The sequence below is a fragment of the Schauerella aestuarii genome (genome assembly GCF_009866805.1).
Classification (GTDB): domain Bacteria; phylum Pseudomonadota; class Gammaproteobacteria; order Burkholderiales; family Burkholderiaceae_B; genus Schauerella; species Schauerella aestuarii.
Genome location: NZ_SIZW01000041.1, coordinates 252,398 through 270,071, shown reverse-complemented (window position 1 = coordinate 270,071; position 17,674 = coordinate 252,398). Strand labels below are relative to the sequence as shown.

Sequence of the window (17,674 nt, the reverse complement as noted above, 5' to 3'; positions counted from 1 at the left end):
TGTTTTCATGGCTACCAAGGCAGCAACCAAAAAATCAAGTAAATCGGGCGATGCGCCGATTGATCTGCCCAGCGAACAAGAATTGCTGGCCATGCCCGAGTCCGACTATATGAACGACCGCCAGCTGGCATTCTTCCAGGATCGTCTGCGCAAGCTTGAACAAGGCATCTTGAGCAACGCCGGCCAAACGACCGAGCACCTGCGCGAAACGCAGTTTGTGCCCGATCCCGCCGACCGCGCCACGATCGAAGAAGAGCATGCGCTCGAGTTGCGCACGCGCGACCGCGAACGCAAGCTGCTCAAGAAAGTGCAGCAATCGATTGCGCGCATCGATAGCGGCGAGTACGGCTGGTGTGAAGAGACGGGGGAGCCGATCGGCGTTCCGCGCCTGCTTGCCCGTCCGACTGCCACCTTGTCGCTCGAGGCGCAAGAACGCCGCGAAAAACGTCAGAAACTTTACGGCGACTGATTCCCGCCGTACGACGCCTGGTGTCGACTGAAGAAGGGTTGTGTCTCGCAAGAGACGCAGCCCCTTTTTTTTATCGGGTTTGTCCCCATGTACCCCCTTCACAGGGAAGACAAGCATGGAACAATTTCACGCCACGACCATCATTTGCGCCCGCCGCGGCAACCATGTCGCCCTGGGCGGGGATGGCCAAGTCACGCTTGGCAATATCGTCATCAAAGGCACGGCGCGCAAGATCCGCCGCCTGTATCACGACAAGATTCTCGCAGGCTTCGCCGGTGCCACCGCCGATGCCTTCACGCTGCAGGAACGCTTCGAAGCGAAGCTTGAAAAGCACCAGGGCAATCTGATGCGCGCGGCGGTCGAACTCACGCGCGACTGGCGCACCGATCGCGTGCTGCGCCGCCTCGAAGCGATGCTCATCGTGGCCGACACCGAACACACGTTGGTGCTCACTGGCAACGGCGACGTGCTCGAACCCGAAAACGGCCTGGCCGCCATCGGTTCGGGAGGTAGCTACGCGCAAGCCGCAGCCCTCGCGCTCTTGCAGAACACCGACCTGCCGCCTGAAGCGGTCGTCAAGAAAGCCCTCGAAATCGCCGGCGATCTGTGCATCTACACCAACCAGAATCACGTGATCGAAACGCTCGGCTCCTGATCTGAACAAAGGCTCAACCGACATGTCCGCATCCAACATGACGCCCGGAGAGATCGTCTCCGAACTCGACAAATACATCGTAGGCCAGAACAAGGCCAAGCGCGCCGTCGCCGTTGCCTTGCGCAACCGCTGGCGCCGTCAGCAAGTGGCCGAACCGCTGCGCCACGAAATTCATCCCAAGAACATTCTGATGATCGGCCCCACGGGCGTGGGCAAGACCGAGATCGCTCGCCGTCTGGCCAAGTTGGTCAACGCGCCGTTCATCAAGATCGAAGCCACCAAGTTCACTGAAGTCGGTTACGTGGGCCGCGATGTCGACACCATCATCCGCGACCTGACCGAATACGCCATCAAGCAAACGCGCGAAATCGAAATGCGCCGCGTCCGTTCGCATGCCGAAGACGCCGCCGAAGATCGCATCCTCGATGTGCTCGTGCCGCCCTCGCGCAACAGCAGTGGCGAGCCGGAACGCGGTGAAGACAGCACCGCGCGCCAGACCTTCCGCAAGCGTTTGCGTGAAGGCACGATCGACGACCTCGACATCGAGATCGAGATTGCGCAGTCGCCCCAGCAGATGGACATCATGGGGCCACCGGGCATGGAAGAGATGACCGAGCAGTTGCGCGGGATGTTTGCCGGGTTGGCGAAGGACAAGAAAAAGCCACGCAAGATGAAGGTCAAGGAAGCTTTTAAGCTTCTGATCGACGAAGAGGCGGCCAAGCGCGTCAATGAAGACGACCTCAAGACGGCCGCCATCGCCAACGTCGAGCAGAACGGTATCGTGTTTCTGGACGAAATCGACAAGATTGCCGCCCGCCAGGAAGGCGGCGCCAGTGGCGGCGAAGTGTCGCGCCAGGGCGTGCAGCGGGATCTGCTGCCCCTCGTGGAAGGCACCACCGTCACCACGCGCTATGGCATGGTGCGCACGGACCACATCCTCTTCATCGCATCGGGCGCCTTCCATCTGGCGCGTCCGTCGGACCTGATCCCGGAGTTGCAGGGCCGTTTCCCGATCCGCGTCGAGCTCGATTCGTTGTCGGCCGAGGACTTCGTGCGCATTCTGTCCAACACCGACGCGTCGTTGACCAAGCAGTACACCGCCTTGATGGAAACCGAATCGGTGAAGCTCGACTTCACCGACGAAGGCGTGGCGCGGTTGGCCGAGTTGGCATTCTCGGTCAACGAGAAAACCGAGAATATCGGCGCGCGCCGTCTCTACACCGTAATGGAAAAGCTGCTGGAGGACTTGTCCTTCGACGCGACCGCCAGCTCGGGCGAATTCGTGAAAATCGATGCCGCCTACGTGAACGACAAGCTCGAGGAAGCCGCGGGCAGCCAGGATCTGGCGCGCTACGTGCTTTAAGACGTGCGCCGCTCGACAGCCAAAGCCGCCCCTCGGGGCGGTTTTTTTGCGTCGCTGTTTACCCGGTATGAATACGCCGCACGTTAGCCACGTAGAGACGGCCAGAACGACACTCATGGCCTGAGCGTTATTCGGGTACGGTGCGGCCCCCTGGAACCTCCCAGACGTGCAAAAGCCGCCCTCGGGCGGCTTTCTGGTGCGGACCTAGGCAACTTCGCCTACTTCTTCAGCTCCGTCACCACATAGCTGTCGTTTTCCCGCTTGGCGGTAAACGAGACCTTATCGCCCGCTTTCACGCCTTCAAGCAGATTGGGGGCAGCCTGATACACCAGCGTCATGGCCGGCAAATCGAGCGCCGAAATCGCGCCATGCTTGATCGCGATCTTGCCGGTTGCAGCGTCCACCCGACGCACTTCGCCGGAGGAGTTGGCGGTTTGCGCCATCACGGCAGAGGTCGCGGCCGTGGCCACCACGGCACCGGCAATTGCACACAACAGTTTTCGTCTTAAAAATGCCATAGTCGTTCTCCTATGGAACGGCAGGGTCGCTCACAGCTGGACCCAAGCCTTCGGTGTAGGATACCCCATCATATTGCAAGGCATCATCGACATGGGAAACCGCTTATCCGTTATCGCCACCCGCACGGGTGACGACGGCACCACCGGTCGGGGCGACGGCGCGCGCCTGGGCAAGGACGAACCGCGCATCGCCGCGATGGGCGACGTGGACGAACTCAACAGCACGCTGGGCGTTCTGGCGGCTGAAGGACTACCTGAAGGCATCGCAGCCGACATTCTGACCGTCCAGCACGATCTGTTCGATATGGGCGCCGAGCTGTGTATCCCCGGGCACGTGGCGTTGCGCGACGCACAAGTCGCGTTTCTGGACACGCGACTGGCGCATTACAACGCCGAACTCGCGCCGCTCAAGGAGTTCATCCTGCCTGGCGGCACGCGCGCGGCCGCGCTCGCGCACATCTCGCGCACCGTATGCCGGCGCGCCGAACGCAGTGTGATTGCGCTGGGCCGCGACACGACGATCAACGCCCCGGTGCGTCAGTATCTGAATCGGCTCAGCGATTTGCTTTTCGTGCTGGCGCGCGCGCTCAATGCACATGCCGGTCGATCGGATGTGTATTGGCGCAGCGAACGACTCAGAAACGGATAACTGCGCCAGTGCACGGCGCGTTTGCGGCCTGACGGACACCAGGGGTCGCGGCCGCTATCTCTAGCGCATTCCCACGATTGAAGCGCCGGGCAACTGAAGCACCCTCAGATCCGCAGGGAGGAGATGCCGCTGCCGGCACCCCAAGGCTTCAGTTGACGCCGGCGGCGTGTGCCTGTTCGTCAGCGTGATAAGACGAGCGCACCATGGCGCCCACTGCCGCGTGCGAGAAGCCCATGTCGTAGGCCTCGCGCTCGTACATCGCGAAGGTGTCGGGATGCACATAGCGCAACACGGGCAGATGGTGCTCCGACGGCTGCAGATACTGACCGATCGTGAGCATATCCACGTTGTGGTCGCGCATGTCGCGCATCACCTGCAGCACTTCTTCGTCGGTTTCGCCCAGACCCACCATGATGCCCGATTTGGTCGGCACATCCGGGTGCAGCTTCTTGAACTCGGCCAGCAGCTTGAGCGAGTGCATATAGTCCGACCCCGGACGCGCCTGCTTGTACAGGCGGGGCGCGGTTTCGAGATTGTGGTTCATCACATCGGGCGGGCCACCGTTGAGGATGTCCAGCGCGCGATCGAGGCGGCCGCGGAAGTCCGGCACCAGCACTTCGATACGTGTCGTGGGCGACAGCGCGCGCACGCGCTGAATGCACTCGACGAAGTGCGCCGCCCCGCCATCGCGCAGGTCGTCGCGGTCCACCGACGTGATCACCACGTACGACAGCTTGAGCGCTGCGATCGTACGCGCGAGATTCTCGGGCTCGTTGGTATCCAGCGGATCCGGCCGGCCGTGACCCACATCGCAGAACGGGCAACGGCGGGTGCACTTGTCGCCCATGATCATGAACGTGGCCGTGCCCTTGCCGAAGCACTCGCCGATGTTGGGACAGGACGCCTCTTCGCACACCGTGTGCAGATTGTGCTCCCGCAAGATGCGTTTGATGTCGTAGAAGCGCGAGCCCGGGGTCGCGGCGCGCACGCGGATCCACTCGGGCTTTCGCAGACGCTCGGCGGGCACGATCTTGATGGGAATGCGCGACGTCTTGGCTTGCGACTTCTGCTTTTGCGTCGCGTCATAAGACACGGGCGTGGCTTGCATATCGGAGGGCGGCGCGGTGCTCGCAGCAGCGGGCTGCAGGCTCGGTTCGTTAGGCGTGGACATAGAAACCCTTGAAGCGTTCGGCGCCGCACATGTCGGCCCCTGTGGACGCGATCCGGCGCAAAAATCTAGTGTACCGCGCTGAGCCCCCAGCCCCGAACCGCGCCGCGATGTGCGCCGCCAGCCGGTCATTCTTTATCTGTGCCGGTGCCCGGGCTCATTCAAACGGCAACCGCGTGCAACTTCAGGCCGAGCGCACGAGCCACCTTGAGAATGGTCGCAAAATCCGGGCTTCGGTTGCCGGAAAGCGCCTTGTATAAGCTTTCTCGAGAGACGCCCGCCTTTTTCGCTACGCTTGTCATGCCCTGTGCGCGCGCAATGTCACCAAGCGCCTTGGCGATGAAGGCGGCATCGCCGCCACTCTCTTCGATGCTTGCGTCCAGATACAAGGCCATTTCGTGTGGCGTTCTCAGATGCTTAGCCACGTCATAACGCGAGATTTCGGTTTTTGCCATCGTCGTTCAGTCTCATAAATTGGCAGCGAGCGCCGTTGCCAACGCGATGTCCCGAACTTGCGTTGACTTGTCTCCACCTGCCAAGAGGATGACGAGCTCATTTCTACGCAAAGCGTAATACACCCGATATCCCGGCCCCACGTCGATCTTCAGCTCGGACACAGTGGCTGACAGTCGCCGCCCATGGCCGGGATTGCCTGCGGCGAAGCGCTGAATACGTGCCTGGATACGGGCGCGACCATTCAGATCTTTGAGGCCGCTCAACCAAGCATTGAATTGCGAAGTGGCGACGATATTCATTATAGAACCGTAGCCCACTGACTACAAATTCTACAGTTCAAACCGTCTGATTTTTCAACGAACGAGAGGATTAGGCTGCCCCGAACCGCACAGCGATATGCGCCGCCAGCCGGTCCCCAGCCTCGATCAGATCGGCACGGCCGCCGGCCCGGGCGACGTCAGTGGTGACCAGGCCCTCATAGCCGCAGGGATTGATGCCAGCAAACGGTGCGAGATCGAGATCCACATTGAGCGCCACACCGTGATAAGCGCAGCCATTGCGGATCTTCACACCCAGCGCTGCGATCTTGGCGGGCAGGCCGGTTTGTGTGTCGATCAGATAGACGCCGGGCCGACCCGGCTGCCTACAGGCGTCCGGCACGCCCAACTCAGCCAGCGTGCGGATGGCGGCTTCTTCAAGCCACGCCACATATTCTTTGACGTACATGCCCGCCCGACGCAGGTCGATCAGGCTGTACGCGACCACTTGGCCCGGGCCGTGATAAGTGACCTGGCCGCCCCGATCGGTGTGCACGACGGGAATGTCGCCCGCGCAGAGCACATGCTCGGGCCGGCCCGCCTGCCCGAGCGTATACACCGGCGCATGCTCGCACACCCAGATGGCATCCGGGGTATCCGCCGTGCGGGCGGCGGTATAAGCCTGCATGGCCTGCCAAACGGTGAGATAGTCGGCAGGCCGTTCCAACCAGCGGTGCATGCTAGAGGATGATCTTGACCATCGGATGCGCGTGCAATTCGCGATACAGCGTATCGAGTTGCTCACGAGACGTCGCGCGTACGGTGAAGGTCAGCCCAATGTAATTGCCGCCTTTGCTAGGCCGCATCTCGACCGTGTTGGGGTCGAATTGCGGGTCATGTTTGACCACGACTTCTGTGAGCGTTTGCGCCAGCGCCGGATGCTGCTTGCCCATGACTTTGATGGGGAAGTCGCTGGGGTATTCGATGAGCGATTGTTCTGGGGGAATCTCGGGCATATTCATGGTCACCTCTCCAATCAAAGCGCGGCGATGCGGGCGTCGTAGGCCGCGCGCAACGCGGCATAGACCGCGCCGGGACGACCGGTGCCGACCGGCTGGCCGTCGAACGTGACGATCGGAAGCACCTCTTTGGTGGCCGACGTCAACAGCAACTCATCGGCCGCAGCAACTTCTGCCTGTCCGATGGGCCGCATCTCGAAAGGAATGCCGGCTTCGGCGGCCAGTTCGGCGACCAACCCGTAGCGGATGCCTTCCAGAATCAAATTATTTTTTGGCGGGCCGGATAGCGTGCCATCCTTGACCACCCAGATATTGGTCGACGAGCCCTCAGTGAGAAAGCCGTCGCGAAACTGGATCACTTCATCGACACCGGCGTCGACCGCTTGCTGCTTGGCCAACACATTACCCAGCAACGACACCGATTTGATCTCGCAATGCAGCCAACGCTCGTCGGCGATACCGATGGCGGCCATGCCCTTTTCACGCACAGCCGGGCCGGGCGGCACGAACGCGGTGGTCATGCCGAATACCGTGGGCACCACCGGTGTGGTGGGAAACGCGTGATCGCGCTTGGCCACGCCGCGGGTGATCTGCAGATACACGAAACACGTGGGCTGGGCGGCGCGTGCCACGAGTTGCTCGATGAGGTCGATCCATCCGGCACGATCGAACGGCGGCTCGATGCGCAGCGCCTTCAGGCTGCGATCCAGGCGATCGAGATGTTCCTTCATGCGGAAGGCATGCCCGTTGTAAACCGGCACGACTTCGTAGATCCCGTCGCCGAAAATAAACCCACGATCCAGCACGGAAACGTGCGCTTCGCCAATGCGCATGAATGCGCCATTCAAATAGACCTGACTCTCGTCCGGTACGCCCGTGATCATGCCGACCTACTCCTGATGCAAAAAAGGGGCAGGCGTGATGCCTGCCCCTCCATTATCGCGCCGAATGCCAAAAGGCGTCGGCCGCGTGAGATGGGATTACTTGGCCCACCAGCGCTTGGCCATATCGACCATGCGGCCAAAGAAGCCGGCGCGTTCGACGGGCTCCAGCACCACCAGCGGCTCGGTGCGCAGCACTTTGCCGTCGAGCGTGAGCTGCAGCGTGCCGACGTTCTGGCCTTTTTCGAGCGGCGCGATCAGCGGATCGTTGCGATTGGCAACGGGCTTGACCTCGGCACCCCGGCCGCGCGGCACGGAGATCGAGATCGGGCGCGGGGGGCCGAGTTTGACGACTTCGGTCTTGCCTTCCCACACGCGGGCGTCAAGGGAAGGCTGCGTGTTGTCGAACAGGTTCACGGTGTCGAAGTTCTGGAAGCTCCAGTTCAAGAGCTTGAGGCTTTCTTCGGCACGGCTGGCTTCGCTGTTGGCACCCACCACCACGGTCAGCACGCGACGGTCACCGCGCTTGGCGGTCGCGACCAGGCAGTAACCGGCCGCATCGGTATGACCGGTCTTCATGCCGTCGACCGACGGATCGGCCCACAGCAACCGGTTGCGGTTGGGCTGCGTGATCTTGTTGTACGTGTACTCTTTCTGGCTGTAGTAGTGGAAGTACTGGGGATGATCGGTGATCAGGTGCGACGCGAGCGTTGCCAGATCGCGCACCGACGTCATGTGCTGCGGGTCGGGCAGACCGGTCGCATTCATGAAATGCGTTTGATTCATGCCCAGGCGCTGGGCTTCCTGGTTCATCAGCGTGGCGAACGCGGCTTCGCTGCCGCCCACCGCCTCAGCCAGGGCCACCGAGGCGTCATTGCCCGATTGCACGATGACGCCTTGATTGAGCTCATCCACCGTCACCGGCTTGCGCGGCTCGATGAACATGCGCGAGCCGCCCGTGCGCCATGCTTTCTCGGAAATGGTGACTTGCTGATCCAGCGTCAGGCGTTTTTCATCCAGCGCATTAAAGACGACGTACGCCGTCATGATCTTCGTGAGCGATGCTGGCTCGACCTTGGTGTCGGGACTGGACGAGGCCAATACCTGCCCGCTGTTGACGTCGATCGAGATCCAGGCGCGCGCCGCAACGGTAGGCACGGGAATGGTGCCGAGATCGCTCACCTGCGAGACCACCGACCCATCCGTTTTGGCGACCTGCGAACCCGACGCCGCCGGCGGCGTGGGATTTGCCGCGGCAGCGGCAGCGGCGGGCGCAGCCGCCGTCTGCGCCAGGGCGAGCGGCGTCGATGCGAGCATCGAAACAGCTACGGCAGTGGCAACGGCACGACGAAGGGAGATCAGCGGGAACGAGCGAAATGCGGAGGATTGGGTCATCGAGCGGGGGGGTAGGTCGCAGAAAATTGGCACGCGACCGGCAACGGGCACGCGGCGCGAACATGATTATAGGCAGCGGCTGGGACAGATTCGAGCCACATGAGTTCCCAAATCGCCACAAACTTGCAACGTGATGCAACCCACAAGCGGGCCAAAGAACCGGAAAAAACGAAATAATCGGCAATTCCGCGACAAAGAAGTAACAAACTTCGTCATTCCAATTGAATCATCTTAAACTGCGCGCCTAACCGTTTCACCGTCCGCGCCGCCAGGCAGAAATCCCAACCCCGCCCACGCTCGCTCGCCGTTCAGCCCCCTCGCGGATCCGTCTTCATGAGTGGCAGTTACAACCTCTGGACTGTATTACTTTCGCTGGCCGTGGCCGGCATGGCGTCGTATACCGCGCTCAGTCTCGCCGGCCGAATCTATCTGGCGAGTTCGCACTTCGCACGCCGCATCTGGCTCACGGGCGGTGCCGTGGTGTTGGGCGTCGGCGTCTGGTCGATGCACTTCGTGGGCATGCTCGCTTTCAAGCTCCCCATCGAACTGGGCTACGACCTGAGCATCACGCTTTGGTCATTGGTGATTGCCATCATCGCGGGATACGTGGCGCTTTATGTGGCCACGCGCCGCGTCATGACGTGGCGCAGTTTGATCGGCGGCGGCCTGGTCATGGGGGCAGGCATTTCCGGCATGCATTATCTCGGCATGGCGGCCATGCGCATGGCACCCGGCATTGCCTACGATCCGCTGCTGTTCGCCGGATCCATCGCGATCGCCATCGGTGCCTCTCTGGCCGCGCTCTGGGTCGCCCACGCCCTGCGTCAGGAAGATCAGCGATTCCTGCTGGCCAAACGGCTCGCGGCCTCGCTGGTAATGGCGTTTGCGATCACCGGCATGCACTACACGGGGATGGCCGCCGCGCACTTCCCGCTGGGCAGCATTTGCATGGCGGCAAACAGCGATGGCATGGCGCCGCAGACCCTGACGTTTCTCGTCGCGGTGTTTACGGTGGCGATCATGTTGGCCACGCTGATTCTGTCGACCCTCGAATCGCGCTATTCGGCGTCCAAGCGCAACCTGACCGGATCGCTTGAAAAGCTCAACGTGGTGCTGCTGCGCATGGCCACCACCGATACGCTGACCGATCTCGCCAATCGAACCACACTCGTCAAAGCGATCGAGGACGCGGTCACGCTGGCCAAACGGCAGACGCACCATGTGGCGGTGTTGTTCATGGATCTGGACGGTTTCAAGTCGATCAACGACAGTCTGGGACATGCCGCCGGCGATCGGATGCTGAAGGCCTTCGCGCAACGCTTGCGCGAAACGATGGGTGACCGCGGCACGATCGCGCGCATCGGGGGCGACGAATTCGTGGTGTTGATCGATCGCCTCGAAGCGGCCGAGGACGCGGGCCCCTACGCGCGCGCCATCAAGCAAGCCATGCAGCGCGATCTGCTGGCGGGCGACACGGCACTGCGGGTGACACCGAGCATTGGCATTGCGACCTACCCGCGCGATGGCGACAGCGTCGACAGCCTGTTGTCGCATGCGGACCTTGCGATGTATGCCGCCAAGCAAGACGGGCGCAACACGTACCGCTTTTACGAATCGACGATGGGCGAGAATGCCGTCCGGATTCTGGCCATCCAGCAGGCCCTGCAGGATGCGTTGGCGCAGAACCGCTTCACCCTGCACTTCCAGCCCAAGTTTTCCGGCATGGCCAATCATCTGACCGGTGCCGAGGCGCTGATCCGCTGGACCGATCCGAAGCTGGGAGACTTGCAGCCCAACGACTTCATTCCGATCGCCGAAAAGTCAGGTCAGATCATCGACATCGGCCACTGGGTGCTGCGTGAAGTGTGCCGCTATCTGTGCGCCTGGGATGCGCATGGCCGCGCGCCGCTGAAGGTGGCCGTCAACTTGTCGCCGGTGCAGTTGCGTCATGCCACCGTGGTCGAGCAGATGCGAACCATCGTCGACAGCTATGGCGTGTCTCCAGAGCGCATCATGTTCGAGATCACGGAAACGGTGGCGATGAACGATCCCGATCTGACCGCGCGGATCTTTGCCGACTTTCATGCGCAGGGTTTCGAAATCGCGATCGACGATTTTGGTACCGGGTATTCCAGTCTGGCCTATCTGCAGCAATTTCGCGTGCAGCAGTTGAAGATCGACCGCTTTTTCACCAACGGGCTTGACGCCCAGGGCGATCAAGGCAAGGCGGTGGTCTCGGCCATTGTGGCGCTGGCGCATTCACTCGGCATGCAAGTCGTGGCCGAAGGCGTGGAAACGGAAAGCCAGTTGCAGGTGCTGCGCACGCTGGACTGCGATCAGGTGCAGGGCTTTCTGCTCGAGCGCCCCATGACGGCGGAATCGTTCGAGCATTTTCTCGATCGCTACGTCAGCCGCACCGCGCCCCCCGGCGACACGCCACCGCCGGCGGGCGGCGAAGAAGGCTTCGAAACCGGGCAACTTGCCCCAGCGCTGTAAGACTCAAGCGGTGCAGGCCAGCACCTGGCACACCCCTCCCGACGCATCCGCCGCGATCGGCATCAGCTTGCCAATACCCGCGTCAGACAGGCCAACGTCTGCTGCTTGATCGTCAGCAACTTGCCGTGGAAAAAGTGCGAGGCATCCGGCACCACCACGACCGGCAACGCACGCGAGCGCGCCCAATCCATCGCCTCGGCAAGCGGCACGACCTCATCCGTTTCGCCATGCACCAATACCGTGTCGTCGGGCAGCGTTACCTCGCGAAAGGTGAAGCGCCCCACGGCCGGGCCCGTCAAGAGCACGGTGCTCGGCAACACGGCGTCGCCCGCTTCCGCAAGAACGCTATACGTTTGCGCGGCGACGGCGGTACCGAACGAAAAGCCGGCCAACAGCCACGGCTGCGCGGCCTGATCGGGATAACGTTCGCGAAACTGCGTCGCGAGCGCCACCATATCGGCCGTTTCACCCTGCGCGCGATCGAAGCTGCCCTCGGACGCGCCCACCCCCCGAAAATTGGGGCGCACCGCGACCAGGCCACGCTGCACACAAGCGCGCGCAATCGTCGTCACGATCTTGTTCTCACGCGCCCCACCCTGCAAGGGATGCGGGTGCAGCACCAGCGCCCAGCCGCGCGGTGCACCGTCGGGCCAGTCGATGGCGCAATCGATCGCGCCGGCCTCGCCGGTAAATGTGATGGTGTCGGTACGTGCTGCCATGTCTGAATCCTGTCTTTCTGCTCACTGCATTGAATCGATATCGCCCGGGCTGCGGATCGCGACGGGGTTACCTTGTCCCGCGCGCCGCAGGGGGAGTCATCGCGCCTTGCGTGCCACCGCGTGGCGCACCGCCACCTTGCCGCGCCAGCCACACCGCCAACGCATCGCCCGCCTGGGACGTGGCCGTACGCAATGCCGCCACGCCACCTGCGGCGTCCTGTGTGGGCGCCGCGACGGCCTCGTCGATACGCGTTTGCGCGATCACCGTGCGATCCTGTACCAGCAAGGCCTGCAGCGAAATCTCGCCACGACTCGAGGCGCCATCCGGCGCAAAGACCTGTTCGAAGCGCGCCAGCGTGACCCGCAATTGCGGCACGCCGGCCACCAGCGTTTCGGTCACGACGGGCCCCTGACGCGACAAGCGATCGATCAGGCGCTGGCGCACCAGATCGGCCGGCGCCGCCGCCCACCGCACGGTGGCATACGTTTGCGGACTGGCGCTATCGCCGATGCGCCAGATCATCCCGCCGTCGCCGATCGTTGGCGCCGCCGCAAACGATAACGCCAACGGCGCGCGCGAAGCCACAGCCGGCGCGGCCGCCGTATCGGCCCCCAGATCGTAGCGTTGTGGGGTGGACGACACCTGCCGGCCGGCACACCCGGCCAGGGCCACTACCGCGGCCAAGGTGCAAAGCAAGGCACCGCGACGCACGCGCTGGGGTGAAAAGTAAACTGCAGCTCGCATCATTGCGCTCCCGTATTGGCGCCGAACCCGGCAAAGCCAGGCTCACCCGGCCCGGGACGCGCCGGTGGCGCCCCGAAAATCAAAGACTGCGGCGCGTTGTCCAGCCGCTGCATGGTCGAGGTCACGCCGCGGGCGGCCGTGCCGATATTCTCTGCCATGCCGGACACCCGCGGCAGCGTGTCGTTGGCCAGGCGCGACGCCGCCCACGAGAGTTCATCCATGCTGCGGGTAGCCATCGACATCGGTCCGTCGTTGGCGTTCAAGCGCACCAACGCCTGACGGGCCGCACGGGTCAGTTCGCCCACGTCGCGCGCCATCGCATTGGCCTGCTCGGTCGCGCGCGTGAGCGCCGCCAGCAAAGGCTCGGCCCGTTGCGCGGCCGGCTGCAGCGACTGCGCGGTGCCGCGCAACGATTCGGTCACGCTGGCGACATTTTGCAGTGTGCTTTGCAGCGCCTGCATGTTCGCCGACGACAGCATCGTCTTCAATTGCCCGGTTACCGCTTCCACGTTTGCAAGAATCGCATCGCCGCGATCTTCGATGCGCGAGAAAAACCCGCCGCGTAACGGAATGGTTGCGGGGGATGCGGCGGAGGTCGCCAACCGCTCGCGCGAACTGCCCTCCTCATGCAACTCCACCACGGACGATCCGGTCACGCCGCGCGCCTGCAATTCGGCCCACGTCGACGACGTGATCGGCGTATCGGCATTGACGCCGATCCGGATACGCACTTGCCCTGGCTTGTTTGGATCCAGCGACATCGTGAGCACGCGCCCCACCGGCACGCCTTGATAGCGCACCGGCGCCTGAGGCGACAGCCCGCTCACCGACTGCGAGGAAAGCAATTCGTAGGGCAGGAGTGCGGTGCGATCGCGGCCCAGCCAGAAGGCGACGGCCGCGGCGGCAATCAGCAAGATCAATGTGAACAGGCCGGCCAATAACGCATGGCTACGATTTTCCATGAGCCGCCTCCTCGGGCGCCAACTCGGCCAAGGCGCGGCGTCCGCGCTCGCCCAAGAAGAACGTGTGAATGAAAGGATGGTCCACCTGCAATACCTCCTGTGCCGTGCCGCATGCGATGACCCGCTTGTCGGCCAGGACCGCGATGCGCGTGGACAAGGCGAGCAACGTATCGAGATCGTGCGTCACCATCACCACGGTAAATTTCAAATGCCGGTGCAAGGCCCGCACCAAGGCGACAAATTCGTCCGACCGCTGCGGGTCGAGCCCGGCCGTCGGCTCGTCGAGAAACAGCAAGGCTGGATCCAGCGACAGCGCCCGGGCCAGCGCCACGCGCTTGACCATCCCGCCCGATAGATCCGACGGCCGCTTGGCGGCGTCGCGAGCGCTCAACCCCACCATATCGAGCCGGCTCATCACCAGATCGCGCACCAGATCCTCAGGGATCGTGCGCAACTCGCGCAGCGGCAATGCCACGTTGTCGAACACCGTCAGCGACGAAAACAGCGCCCCCGCCTGGAACAGCACGCCCCAGCGCCGTGCCAGGCGCCGCCGGTCGTTTGCCGACAACGTGCTCAGATCCTTGTCGAGCACTTCCACCCGGCCGGCCGCGGGCTGATCGAGCGCAATGATCTGGCGCAGGAGCGTGGTCTTTCCGGAACCCGACCCGCCCACGAGCGACAGAATCTCCCCTTCATTCACGGTGAGCGACAGGTCGTCGTGAACCACGTGATCGCCAAAGGCGGTGCGCAGGTTTTCGATCGTGATGACGGGTTTCATCATCCTTGCCCCGGCAAGCCGATACCGGCCAACGCGATCGCAAACACGGCGTCCACCAGAATCACAGCGGTAATGGCGGTGACGACCGATTGCGTCGTGCCGCGGCCCAGGCTGGTCGTGTTGGGCTCGATGCGCAGCCCGAAATGGCAGGCAATCAACGCGATGGTCACGCCGAACGCCACCCCTTTGCCCATGCCGATCGCGTAGTTGATCTGCGAAATGGCATCGGGGAGCGCCCCGAAGAAGTACTGTGGCGTCATGCCCAAGGTGGCCTGCGCAGCCAGCATTCCGCCCAGAAGCGCCGCCGCATCCGTCCAGAGCACGAGAAGCGGCATCGCCACGGCCAGGGCGACCACGCGGGGCAAGATCAACCGCTGGCTGTGCGAAATGCCCATCACACGCAGCGCATCGAGTTCCTGCGTGAGCCGCATCACCCCCAATTGGGCGGTGATCGCCGAGCCCGACCGGCCCGCAACCAGAATGGCCGCCAACAGCGGCCCCAGCTCCCGCACGATCGATGCGCCCAACAGCCGCACCAGAAACCGGTCGGCGCCGAACGTCGACAACTGCTGGGCAGACAAATACGACAGCACCACCCCGATCAGAAACCCCACCAATGCGGTAATGCCCAGGGCCTGGGCACCAATCCGAAAGATCTGGGCCGAGATTTCACGCCAGGGCCCCCGCGTGGGATGCGTGATGAATTTGCCCAGGTCGAACACCAGATGGCCCAGCATTTCAACCAGGGCGCGGGCGTGCCGCCCCCCTTCGATCAGGAATGCGCCCAGCCACACCAGCCAGCCAAGGGGATCGGGCTTGTCCTTGGGCACCTCGGCCTTCGGTTGACGGCCCAGAACGGTAAAGATCTCCCGATGCGGCGCCGACAAGGTGATGTGATCGGGCAACCGGTCGCCCCAGGCCCGCCACAGCACATGCGCGCCCAGGGTGTCCAGGCGCGCCAACGCAGTGAGATCCCAGCGCGTATCGGGCGTGGCACGCGCCAACGCCCGCCGGCGCGCGGCAATCTCGCCTGCGGCGCTCAACGTCTGCATGCTCCAATCGCCCGCCACCGCGCACGCGCCCGCCTCATGCCGTACCGGCACCGGATCGCGTGGTTCAGGGGAAACAGTTTTTTCTTCGGCCAAATGTGATGTTGCGGCCCCGCAGCCGAACCTCCCAGGAGAAACAACAGCAATCATATACGGGGTGCCCTACAATCGCCGCCATGTTCGATCGCGCCCCTCATTCGTCCCCGCCCGAGCCTGCCGCCCTGGCGCATGCCGTGCACGCCCGCCTGCCCGCGTTCACCGATGTGACGTGGCTGGCAGAAACCGGCTCCACCAATGCCGACCTGCTGACGCGCGCGCGCGAGCACAATCCGCCCAAACCGTGGCTTCTGGGCACGCATCAGCAACACCAGGGTCGCGGCCGCGCGGGACGCGCCTGGGTCAATGCGCCGGGCGACTGCCTGATGTTCTCCTGCGCATTCGACGTGCATGCCGCCCCCAGCCAATTGCCCGCCCTCTCGCCTTTGGCCGGGATAGCCGCCTGCGAGGCCCTGCGCACGCTGGCCGGTCTCGGCGGCGACGATCTGCGCATGAAATGGCCCAACGACGTGCAATGGCGCGGCGCCAAACTCGCCGGCATTCTGGTCGAAACCACACGCAACCGTGGCGGCGCCGATGCCGGCTTCACCGTCGTCATCGGCCTGGGCATGAACCTGCGCGACAGCCAGCAACTTTCCACCGCCCTGGGGCGCGACATCGCCGACTGGGGCGACGTCACCGGCCGCGTGCCCGCGCCCGACACCGTGGCCGCCGTGGTGGCCGCGCTCGCGCGCGCCTGGCACGATGCCTTGCAGATCTTCGAGCGCGAGCATTTCGAAGCCTTCCTGCGCCGTTTCGACCACATCGATGCCCTGGCGGGTCAGCCGGTCAATGTGCTCGATCAGGGCGCTGTCAAACTCAGCGGCGTCGCGGCCGGCTGCGATGCCCTGGGCCGGTTGATGCTGCGCACCGACAGCGGTCTCTTGCCGGTCTCCGTCGGCGATATTTCAGTACGGTTGTCGTCATGATGATTTTGATCGATTCGGGTAACAGCCGCATCAAGCTCGGCACGTTCAGCGAAACCGCCCATGCGGCACGGTTGGCCGCGCAAGCCGTCTCGCCGGATGGCGCCGCGATCGCCGCCGCGCCCATCGGCCGGCGCGACACCGAATCGGCCGCCTTCGACAACACCGACATCGCTGCCGTGGACGCCTGGCTGGCGGCGCTGCCCGTGCGTCCCCTCGGCGCCATTGGCGTGAACGTCGCTGGCGACAAGCAAGGCGACGCGATCGCCGCAGCCTTCGCCCGACAAGGCGTCACCGTGCGCTGGTTGCGCGCGCAAGGCGAGGCGTACGGCCTCACCAATCGCTATGCCCAGCCGCAGCAGTTGGGCGCAGACCGCTGGGCCTCGCTCGTCGGCGTCACGGCACACCAGGATTTCGGCCATGGCCCCTTCCTGCTGGCCTGCTTCGGCACGGCCACCACGTTGGATACCGTGGGGCCCGACAACGTCTTCGAAGGCGGCATGATCCTGCCCGGTCCAGCGTTGATGAAAACGTCACTTGTCTCAGGCACTGCCAACCTGCCGCTGGCCGATGGTGCCGTGGTCGATTTCCCCACCGATACGCATCAGGCGATCGCCTCCGGTGTGGCCGCTGCGCAAGCGGGTGCCTTGATGCGCCAATGGCTCGCCGGTTGCCGCCACTACGGCCAACCCCCTGCGGTATTCGTGGCCGGCGGCGGTTGGCCCGAAGTGGCCGACGAAACGCGCCGCCTGCTCGCCGAGGCGGCTGCCGTCATCCATTGTTCGGTCGCCCCCATCGAAATGCTCGAACATCCCGTGCTCGATGGGCTGGCGCACATCGCCGCCACGCAAGCGGCAGAGGTGTCGTAATGCTGCGTCTTCTGTTTGTGGTGCTCGCCGCTGCTGCCGCCATCGTCTGGGGCATCGGGGCCGGCTTTTTCGGTACGCCGCCTTCCGAAGCGGGTCGCGAACCGTTGAAGGCCAATACCGAATTGAATGCCGACAAGATCACGGTACAGCCACCGATTGCGCGCGTGCCGAGCAAGTGAGGCAGAAGCATTTGGCCGGAAGCGC

21 protein-coding genes are annotated in these 17,674 nt (G+C 63.6%); 8 read left to right on the top strand and 13 right to left on the bottom strand.

Annotated elements, in window-relative coordinates; all coding sequences use genetic code 11:
* Positions 1 to 7 precede the first annotated feature (7 nt).
* The 3 genes from dksA (at position 8) to hslU (ending at position 2,487) form a co-directional block, all read left to right on the top strand.
* Positions 8 to 469 (top strand): RNA polymerase-binding protein DksA, encoded by a 462-nt coding sequence (gene dksA / locus EYW45_RS12135; RefSeq protein WP_161135672.1) that lies wholly within the window; start codon positions 8 to 10, stop codon positions 467 to 469.
* Positions 470 to 584: 115 nt separating this feature from the next.
* Positions 585 to 1,124, top strand: coding sequence for an ATP-dependent protease subunit HslV (hslV, locus tag EYW45_RS12130; RefSeq protein WP_161135671.1), 540 nt, complete (start codon positions 585 to 587; stop codon positions 1,122 to 1,124).
* Between the two features lie 22 nt (positions 1,125 to 1,146).
* Positions 1,147 to 2,487 carry an ATP-dependent protease ATPase subunit HslU gene (gene hslU, locus EYW45_RS12125; protein WP_161135670.1) on the top strand — a complete coding sequence of 447 codons (1,341 nt, stop codon included), beginning with the start codon at positions 1,147 to 1,149 and terminating at the stop codon, positions 2,485 to 2,487.
* A gap of 218 nt (positions 2,488 to 2,705) precedes the next feature.
* On the opposite strand, the gene EYW45_RS12120 is transcribed toward hslU, so the two are convergent.
* Positions 2,706 to 3,005, bottom strand: a complete 300-nt coding sequence (locus EYW45_RS12120) for a copper-binding protein (protein WP_161135669.1) — start codon at positions 3,003 to 3,005, stop codon at positions 2,706 to 2,708.
* 91 nt (positions 3,006 to 3,096) lie between these two features.
* Here EYW45_RS12120 and EYW45_RS12115 point away from each other — a divergent pair, with 91 nt between their 5' ends.
* A complete protein-coding gene (locus tag EYW45_RS12115; protein WP_161135668.1) occupies positions 3,097 to 3,654 on the top strand; it encodes a cob(I)yrinic acid a,c-diamide adenosyltransferase in 558 nt (185 codons plus the stop codon).
* A gap of 148 nt (positions 3,655 to 3,802) precedes the next feature.
* On the opposite strand, the gene lipA is transcribed toward EYW45_RS12115, so the two are convergent.
* The 7 genes from lipA to EYW45_RS12080 form a co-directional block, all read right to left on the bottom strand.
* Positions 3,803 to 4,762: a lipoyl synthase gene (gene lipA / locus EYW45_RS12110; RefSeq protein ID WP_407924923.1), complete on the bottom strand. Its 960-nt coding sequence runs from the start codon at positions 4,760 to 4,762 to the stop codon at positions 3,803 to 3,805.
* Between the two features lie 221 nt (positions 4,763 to 4,983).
* Positions 4,984 to 5,277 carry an addiction module antidote protein gene (locus tag EYW45_RS12105; protein ID WP_161135666.1) on the bottom strand — a complete coding sequence of 98 codons (294 nt, stop codon included), beginning with the start codon at positions 5,275 to 5,277 and terminating at the stop codon, positions 4,984 to 4,986.
* A 12-nt stretch (positions 5,278 to 5,289) separates the two neighbouring features.
* On the bottom strand, positions 5,290 to 5,577 hold the full coding sequence (locus tag EYW45_RS12100) for a type II toxin-antitoxin system RelE/ParE family toxin (protein ID WP_161135665.1): 288 nt from the start codon (positions 5,575 to 5,577) through the stop codon (positions 5,290 to 5,292).
* Positions 5,578 to 5,647: 70 nt separating this feature from the next.
* Positions 5,648 to 6,274 carry a lipoyl(octanoyl) transferase LipB gene (gene lipB, locus EYW45_RS12095; RefSeq protein WP_161135664.1) on the bottom strand — a complete coding sequence of 209 codons (627 nt, stop codon included), beginning with the start codon at positions 6,272 to 6,274 and terminating at the stop codon, positions 5,648 to 5,650.
* A 1-nt stretch (position 6,275) separates the two neighbouring features.
* On the bottom strand, positions 6,276 to 6,551 hold the full coding sequence (locus EYW45_RS12090) for a DUF493 family protein (RefSeq protein WP_161136219.1): 276 nt from the start codon (positions 6,549 to 6,551) through the stop codon (positions 6,276 to 6,278).
* A 20-nt stretch (positions 6,552 to 6,571) separates the two neighbouring features.
* The gene (locus EYW45_RS12085; protein ID WP_161135663.1) at positions 6,572 to 7,438 is read right to left on the bottom strand and encodes a D-amino acid aminotransferase; all 867 of its coding nucleotides are present in this window, start codon (positions 7,436 to 7,438) and stop codon (positions 6,572 to 6,574) included.
* Positions 7,439 to 7,534: 96 nt separating this feature from the next.
* On the bottom strand, positions 7,535 to 8,830 hold the full coding sequence (locus tag EYW45_RS12080; RefSeq protein ID WP_161135662.1) for a D-alanyl-D-alanine carboxypeptidase family protein: 1,296 nt from the start codon (positions 8,828 to 8,830) through the stop codon (positions 7,535 to 7,537).
* Between the two features lie 333 nt (positions 8,831 to 9,163).
* On the opposite strand from EYW45_RS12080, the gene EYW45_RS12075 reads away from it, so the two are divergent.
* Entirely contained in the window at positions 9,164 to 11,326 is a 2,163-nt protein-coding gene (locus EYW45_RS12075; protein WP_161135661.1) for a putative bifunctional diguanylate cyclase/phosphodiesterase, read from the top strand.
* A gap of 62 nt (positions 11,327 to 11,388) precedes the next feature.
* Here the strand turns inward: EYW45_RS12075 and EYW45_RS12070 are convergent, their stop codons facing one another.
* From EYW45_RS12070 to EYW45_RS12050, 5 genes are all read right to left on the bottom strand, one after another.
* Positions 11,389 to 12,045: an alpha/beta hydrolase gene (locus tag EYW45_RS12070; RefSeq protein ID WP_161135660.1), complete on the bottom strand. Its 657-nt coding sequence runs from the start codon at positions 12,043 to 12,045 to the stop codon at positions 11,389 to 11,391.
* Between the two features lie 67 nt (positions 12,046 to 12,112).
* Positions 12,113 to 12,790, bottom strand: coding sequence for an ABC-type transport auxiliary lipoprotein family protein (locus EYW45_RS12065; protein ID WP_161136218.1), 678 nt, complete (start codon positions 12,788 to 12,790; stop codon positions 12,113 to 12,115).
* Complete coding sequence (locus EYW45_RS12060) at positions 12,790 to 13,752, bottom strand: MlaD family protein (protein ID WP_161135659.1); 963 nt, start codon at positions 13,750 to 13,752, stop codon at positions 12,790 to 12,792. Before EYW45_RS12060 ends, EYW45_RS12065 begins: the two co-directional genes overlap by 1 nt.
* Positions 13,739 to 14,533 (bottom strand): ABC transporter ATP-binding protein, encoded by a 795-nt coding sequence (locus tag EYW45_RS12055; RefSeq protein WP_161135658.1) that lies wholly within the window; start codon positions 14,531 to 14,533, stop codon positions 13,739 to 13,741. The genes EYW45_RS12060 and EYW45_RS12055 overlap by 14 nt, the downstream gene beginning before the upstream one ends.
* Positions 14,530 to 15,582 carry an MlaE family ABC transporter permease gene (locus EYW45_RS12050; protein ID WP_235939017.1) on the bottom strand — a complete coding sequence of 351 codons (1,053 nt, stop codon included), beginning with the start codon at positions 15,580 to 15,582 and terminating at the stop codon, positions 14,530 to 14,532. Before EYW45_RS12050 ends, EYW45_RS12055 begins: the two co-directional genes overlap by 4 nt.
* Before the next feature lie 173 nt (positions 15,583 to 15,755).
* On the opposite strand from EYW45_RS12050, the gene EYW45_RS12045 reads away from it, so the two are divergent.
* From EYW45_RS12045 to EYW45_RS12035, 3 genes are read left to right on the top strand one after another with little or no spacing between them, the layout of a single operon-like run.
* Positions 15,756 to 16,604 carry a biotin--[acetyl-CoA-carboxylase] ligase gene (locus EYW45_RS12045; RefSeq protein ID WP_161135656.1) on the top strand — a complete coding sequence of 283 codons (849 nt, stop codon included), beginning with the start codon at positions 15,756 to 15,758 and terminating at the stop codon, positions 16,602 to 16,604.
* Entirely contained in the window at positions 16,601 to 17,470 is an 870-nt protein-coding gene (locus EYW45_RS12040; RefSeq protein WP_161135655.1) for a type III pantothenate kinase, read from the top strand. Before EYW45_RS12045 ends, EYW45_RS12040 begins: the two co-directional genes overlap by 4 nt.
* Positions 17,470 to 17,649 carry a hypothetical protein gene (locus EYW45_RS12035; protein WP_161135654.1) on the top strand — a complete coding sequence of 60 codons (180 nt, stop codon included), beginning with the start codon at positions 17,470 to 17,472 and terminating at the stop codon, positions 17,647 to 17,649. Before EYW45_RS12040 ends, EYW45_RS12035 begins: the two co-directional genes overlap by 1 nt.
* Positions 17,650 to 17,674: the final 25 nt, after the last annotated feature.

What these genes read in the sequence shown, in the direction of transcription:
- EYW45_RS12100 (WP_161135665.1), bottom strand. Translation starts at nt 5,577, where the DNA reads ATGAATATCGTCGCCACTTCGCAATTCAATGCTTGGTTGAGCGGCCTC.
- hslU (WP_161135670.1), top strand. Translation starts at nt 1,147, where the DNA reads ATGTCCGCATCCAACATGACGCCCGGAGAGATCGTCTCCGAACTCGAC.
- EYW45_RS12070 (WP_161135660.1), bottom strand. Translation starts at nt 12,045, where the DNA reads ATGGCAGCACGTACCGACACCATCACATTTACCGGCGAGGCCGGCGCG.
- EYW45_RS12035 (WP_161135654.1), top strand. Translation starts at nt 17,470, where the DNA reads ATGCTGCGTCTTCTGTTTGTGGTGCTCGCCGCTGCTGCCGCCATCGTC.
- EYW45_RS12065 (WP_161136218.1), bottom strand. Translation starts at nt 12,790, where the DNA reads ATGCGAGCTGCAGTTTACTTTTCACCCCAGCGCGTGCGTCGCGGTGCC.
- EYW45_RS12050 (WP_235939017.1), bottom strand. Translation starts at nt 15,582, where the DNA reads ATGCAGACGTTGAGCGCCGCAGGCGAGATTGCCGCGCGCCGGCGGGCG.
- EYW45_RS12045 (WP_161135656.1), top strand. Translation starts at nt 15,756, where the DNA reads ATGTTCGATCGCGCCCCTCATTCGTCCCCGCCCGAGCCTGCCGCCCTG.
- EYW45_RS12075 (WP_161135661.1), top strand. Translation starts at nt 9,164, where the DNA reads ATGAGTGGCAGTTACAACCTCTGGACTGTATTACTTTCGCTGGCCGTG.
- EYW45_RS12105 (WP_161135666.1), bottom strand. Translation starts at nt 5,277, where the DNA reads ATGGCAAAAACCGAAATCTCGCGTTATGACGTGGCTAAGCATCTGAGA.
- EYW45_RS12090 (WP_161136219.1), bottom strand. Translation starts at nt 6,551, where the DNA reads ATGCCCGAGATTCCCCCAGAACAATCGCTCATCGAATACCCCAGCGAC.
- EYW45_RS12055 (WP_161135658.1), bottom strand. Translation starts at nt 14,533, where the DNA reads ATGATGAAACCCGTCATCACGATCGAAAACCTGCGCACCGCCTTTGGC.
- lipB (WP_161135664.1), bottom strand. Translation starts at nt 6,274, where the DNA reads ATGCACCGCTGGTTGGAACGGCCTGCCGACTATCTCACCGTTTGGCAG.
- EYW45_RS12115 (WP_161135668.1), top strand. Translation starts at nt 3,097, where the DNA reads ATGGGAAACCGCTTATCCGTTATCGCCACCCGCACGGGTGACGACGGC.
- EYW45_RS12085 (WP_161135663.1), bottom strand. Translation starts at nt 7,438, where the DNA reads ATGATCACGGGCGTACCGGACGAGAGTCAGGTCTATTTGAATGGCGCA.
- hslV (WP_161135671.1), top strand. Translation starts at nt 585, where the DNA reads ATGGAACAATTTCACGCCACGACCATCATTTGCGCCCGCCGCGGCAAC.
- EYW45_RS12080 (WP_161135662.1), bottom strand. Translation starts at nt 8,830, where the DNA reads ATGACCCAATCCTCCGCATTTCGCTCGTTCCCGCTGATCTCCCTTCGT.
- EYW45_RS12040 (WP_161135655.1), top strand. Translation starts at nt 16,601, where the DNA reads ATGATGATTTTGATCGATTCGGGTAACAGCCGCATCAAGCTCGGCACG.
- dksA (WP_161135672.1), top strand. Translation starts at nt 8, where the DNA reads ATGGCTACCAAGGCAGCAACCAAAAAATCAAGTAAATCGGGCGATGCG.
- EYW45_RS12060 (WP_161135659.1), bottom strand. Translation starts at nt 13,752, where the DNA reads ATGGAAAATCGTAGCCATGCGTTATTGGCCGGCCTGTTCACATTGATC.
- lipA (WP_407924923.1), bottom strand. Translation starts at nt 4,762, where the DNA reads ATGCAAGCCACGCCCGTGTCTTATGACGCGACGCAAAAGCAGAAGTCG.
- EYW45_RS12120 (WP_161135669.1), bottom strand. Translation starts at nt 3,005, where the DNA reads ATGGCATTTTTAAGACGAAAACTGTTGTGTGCAATTGCCGGTGCCGTG.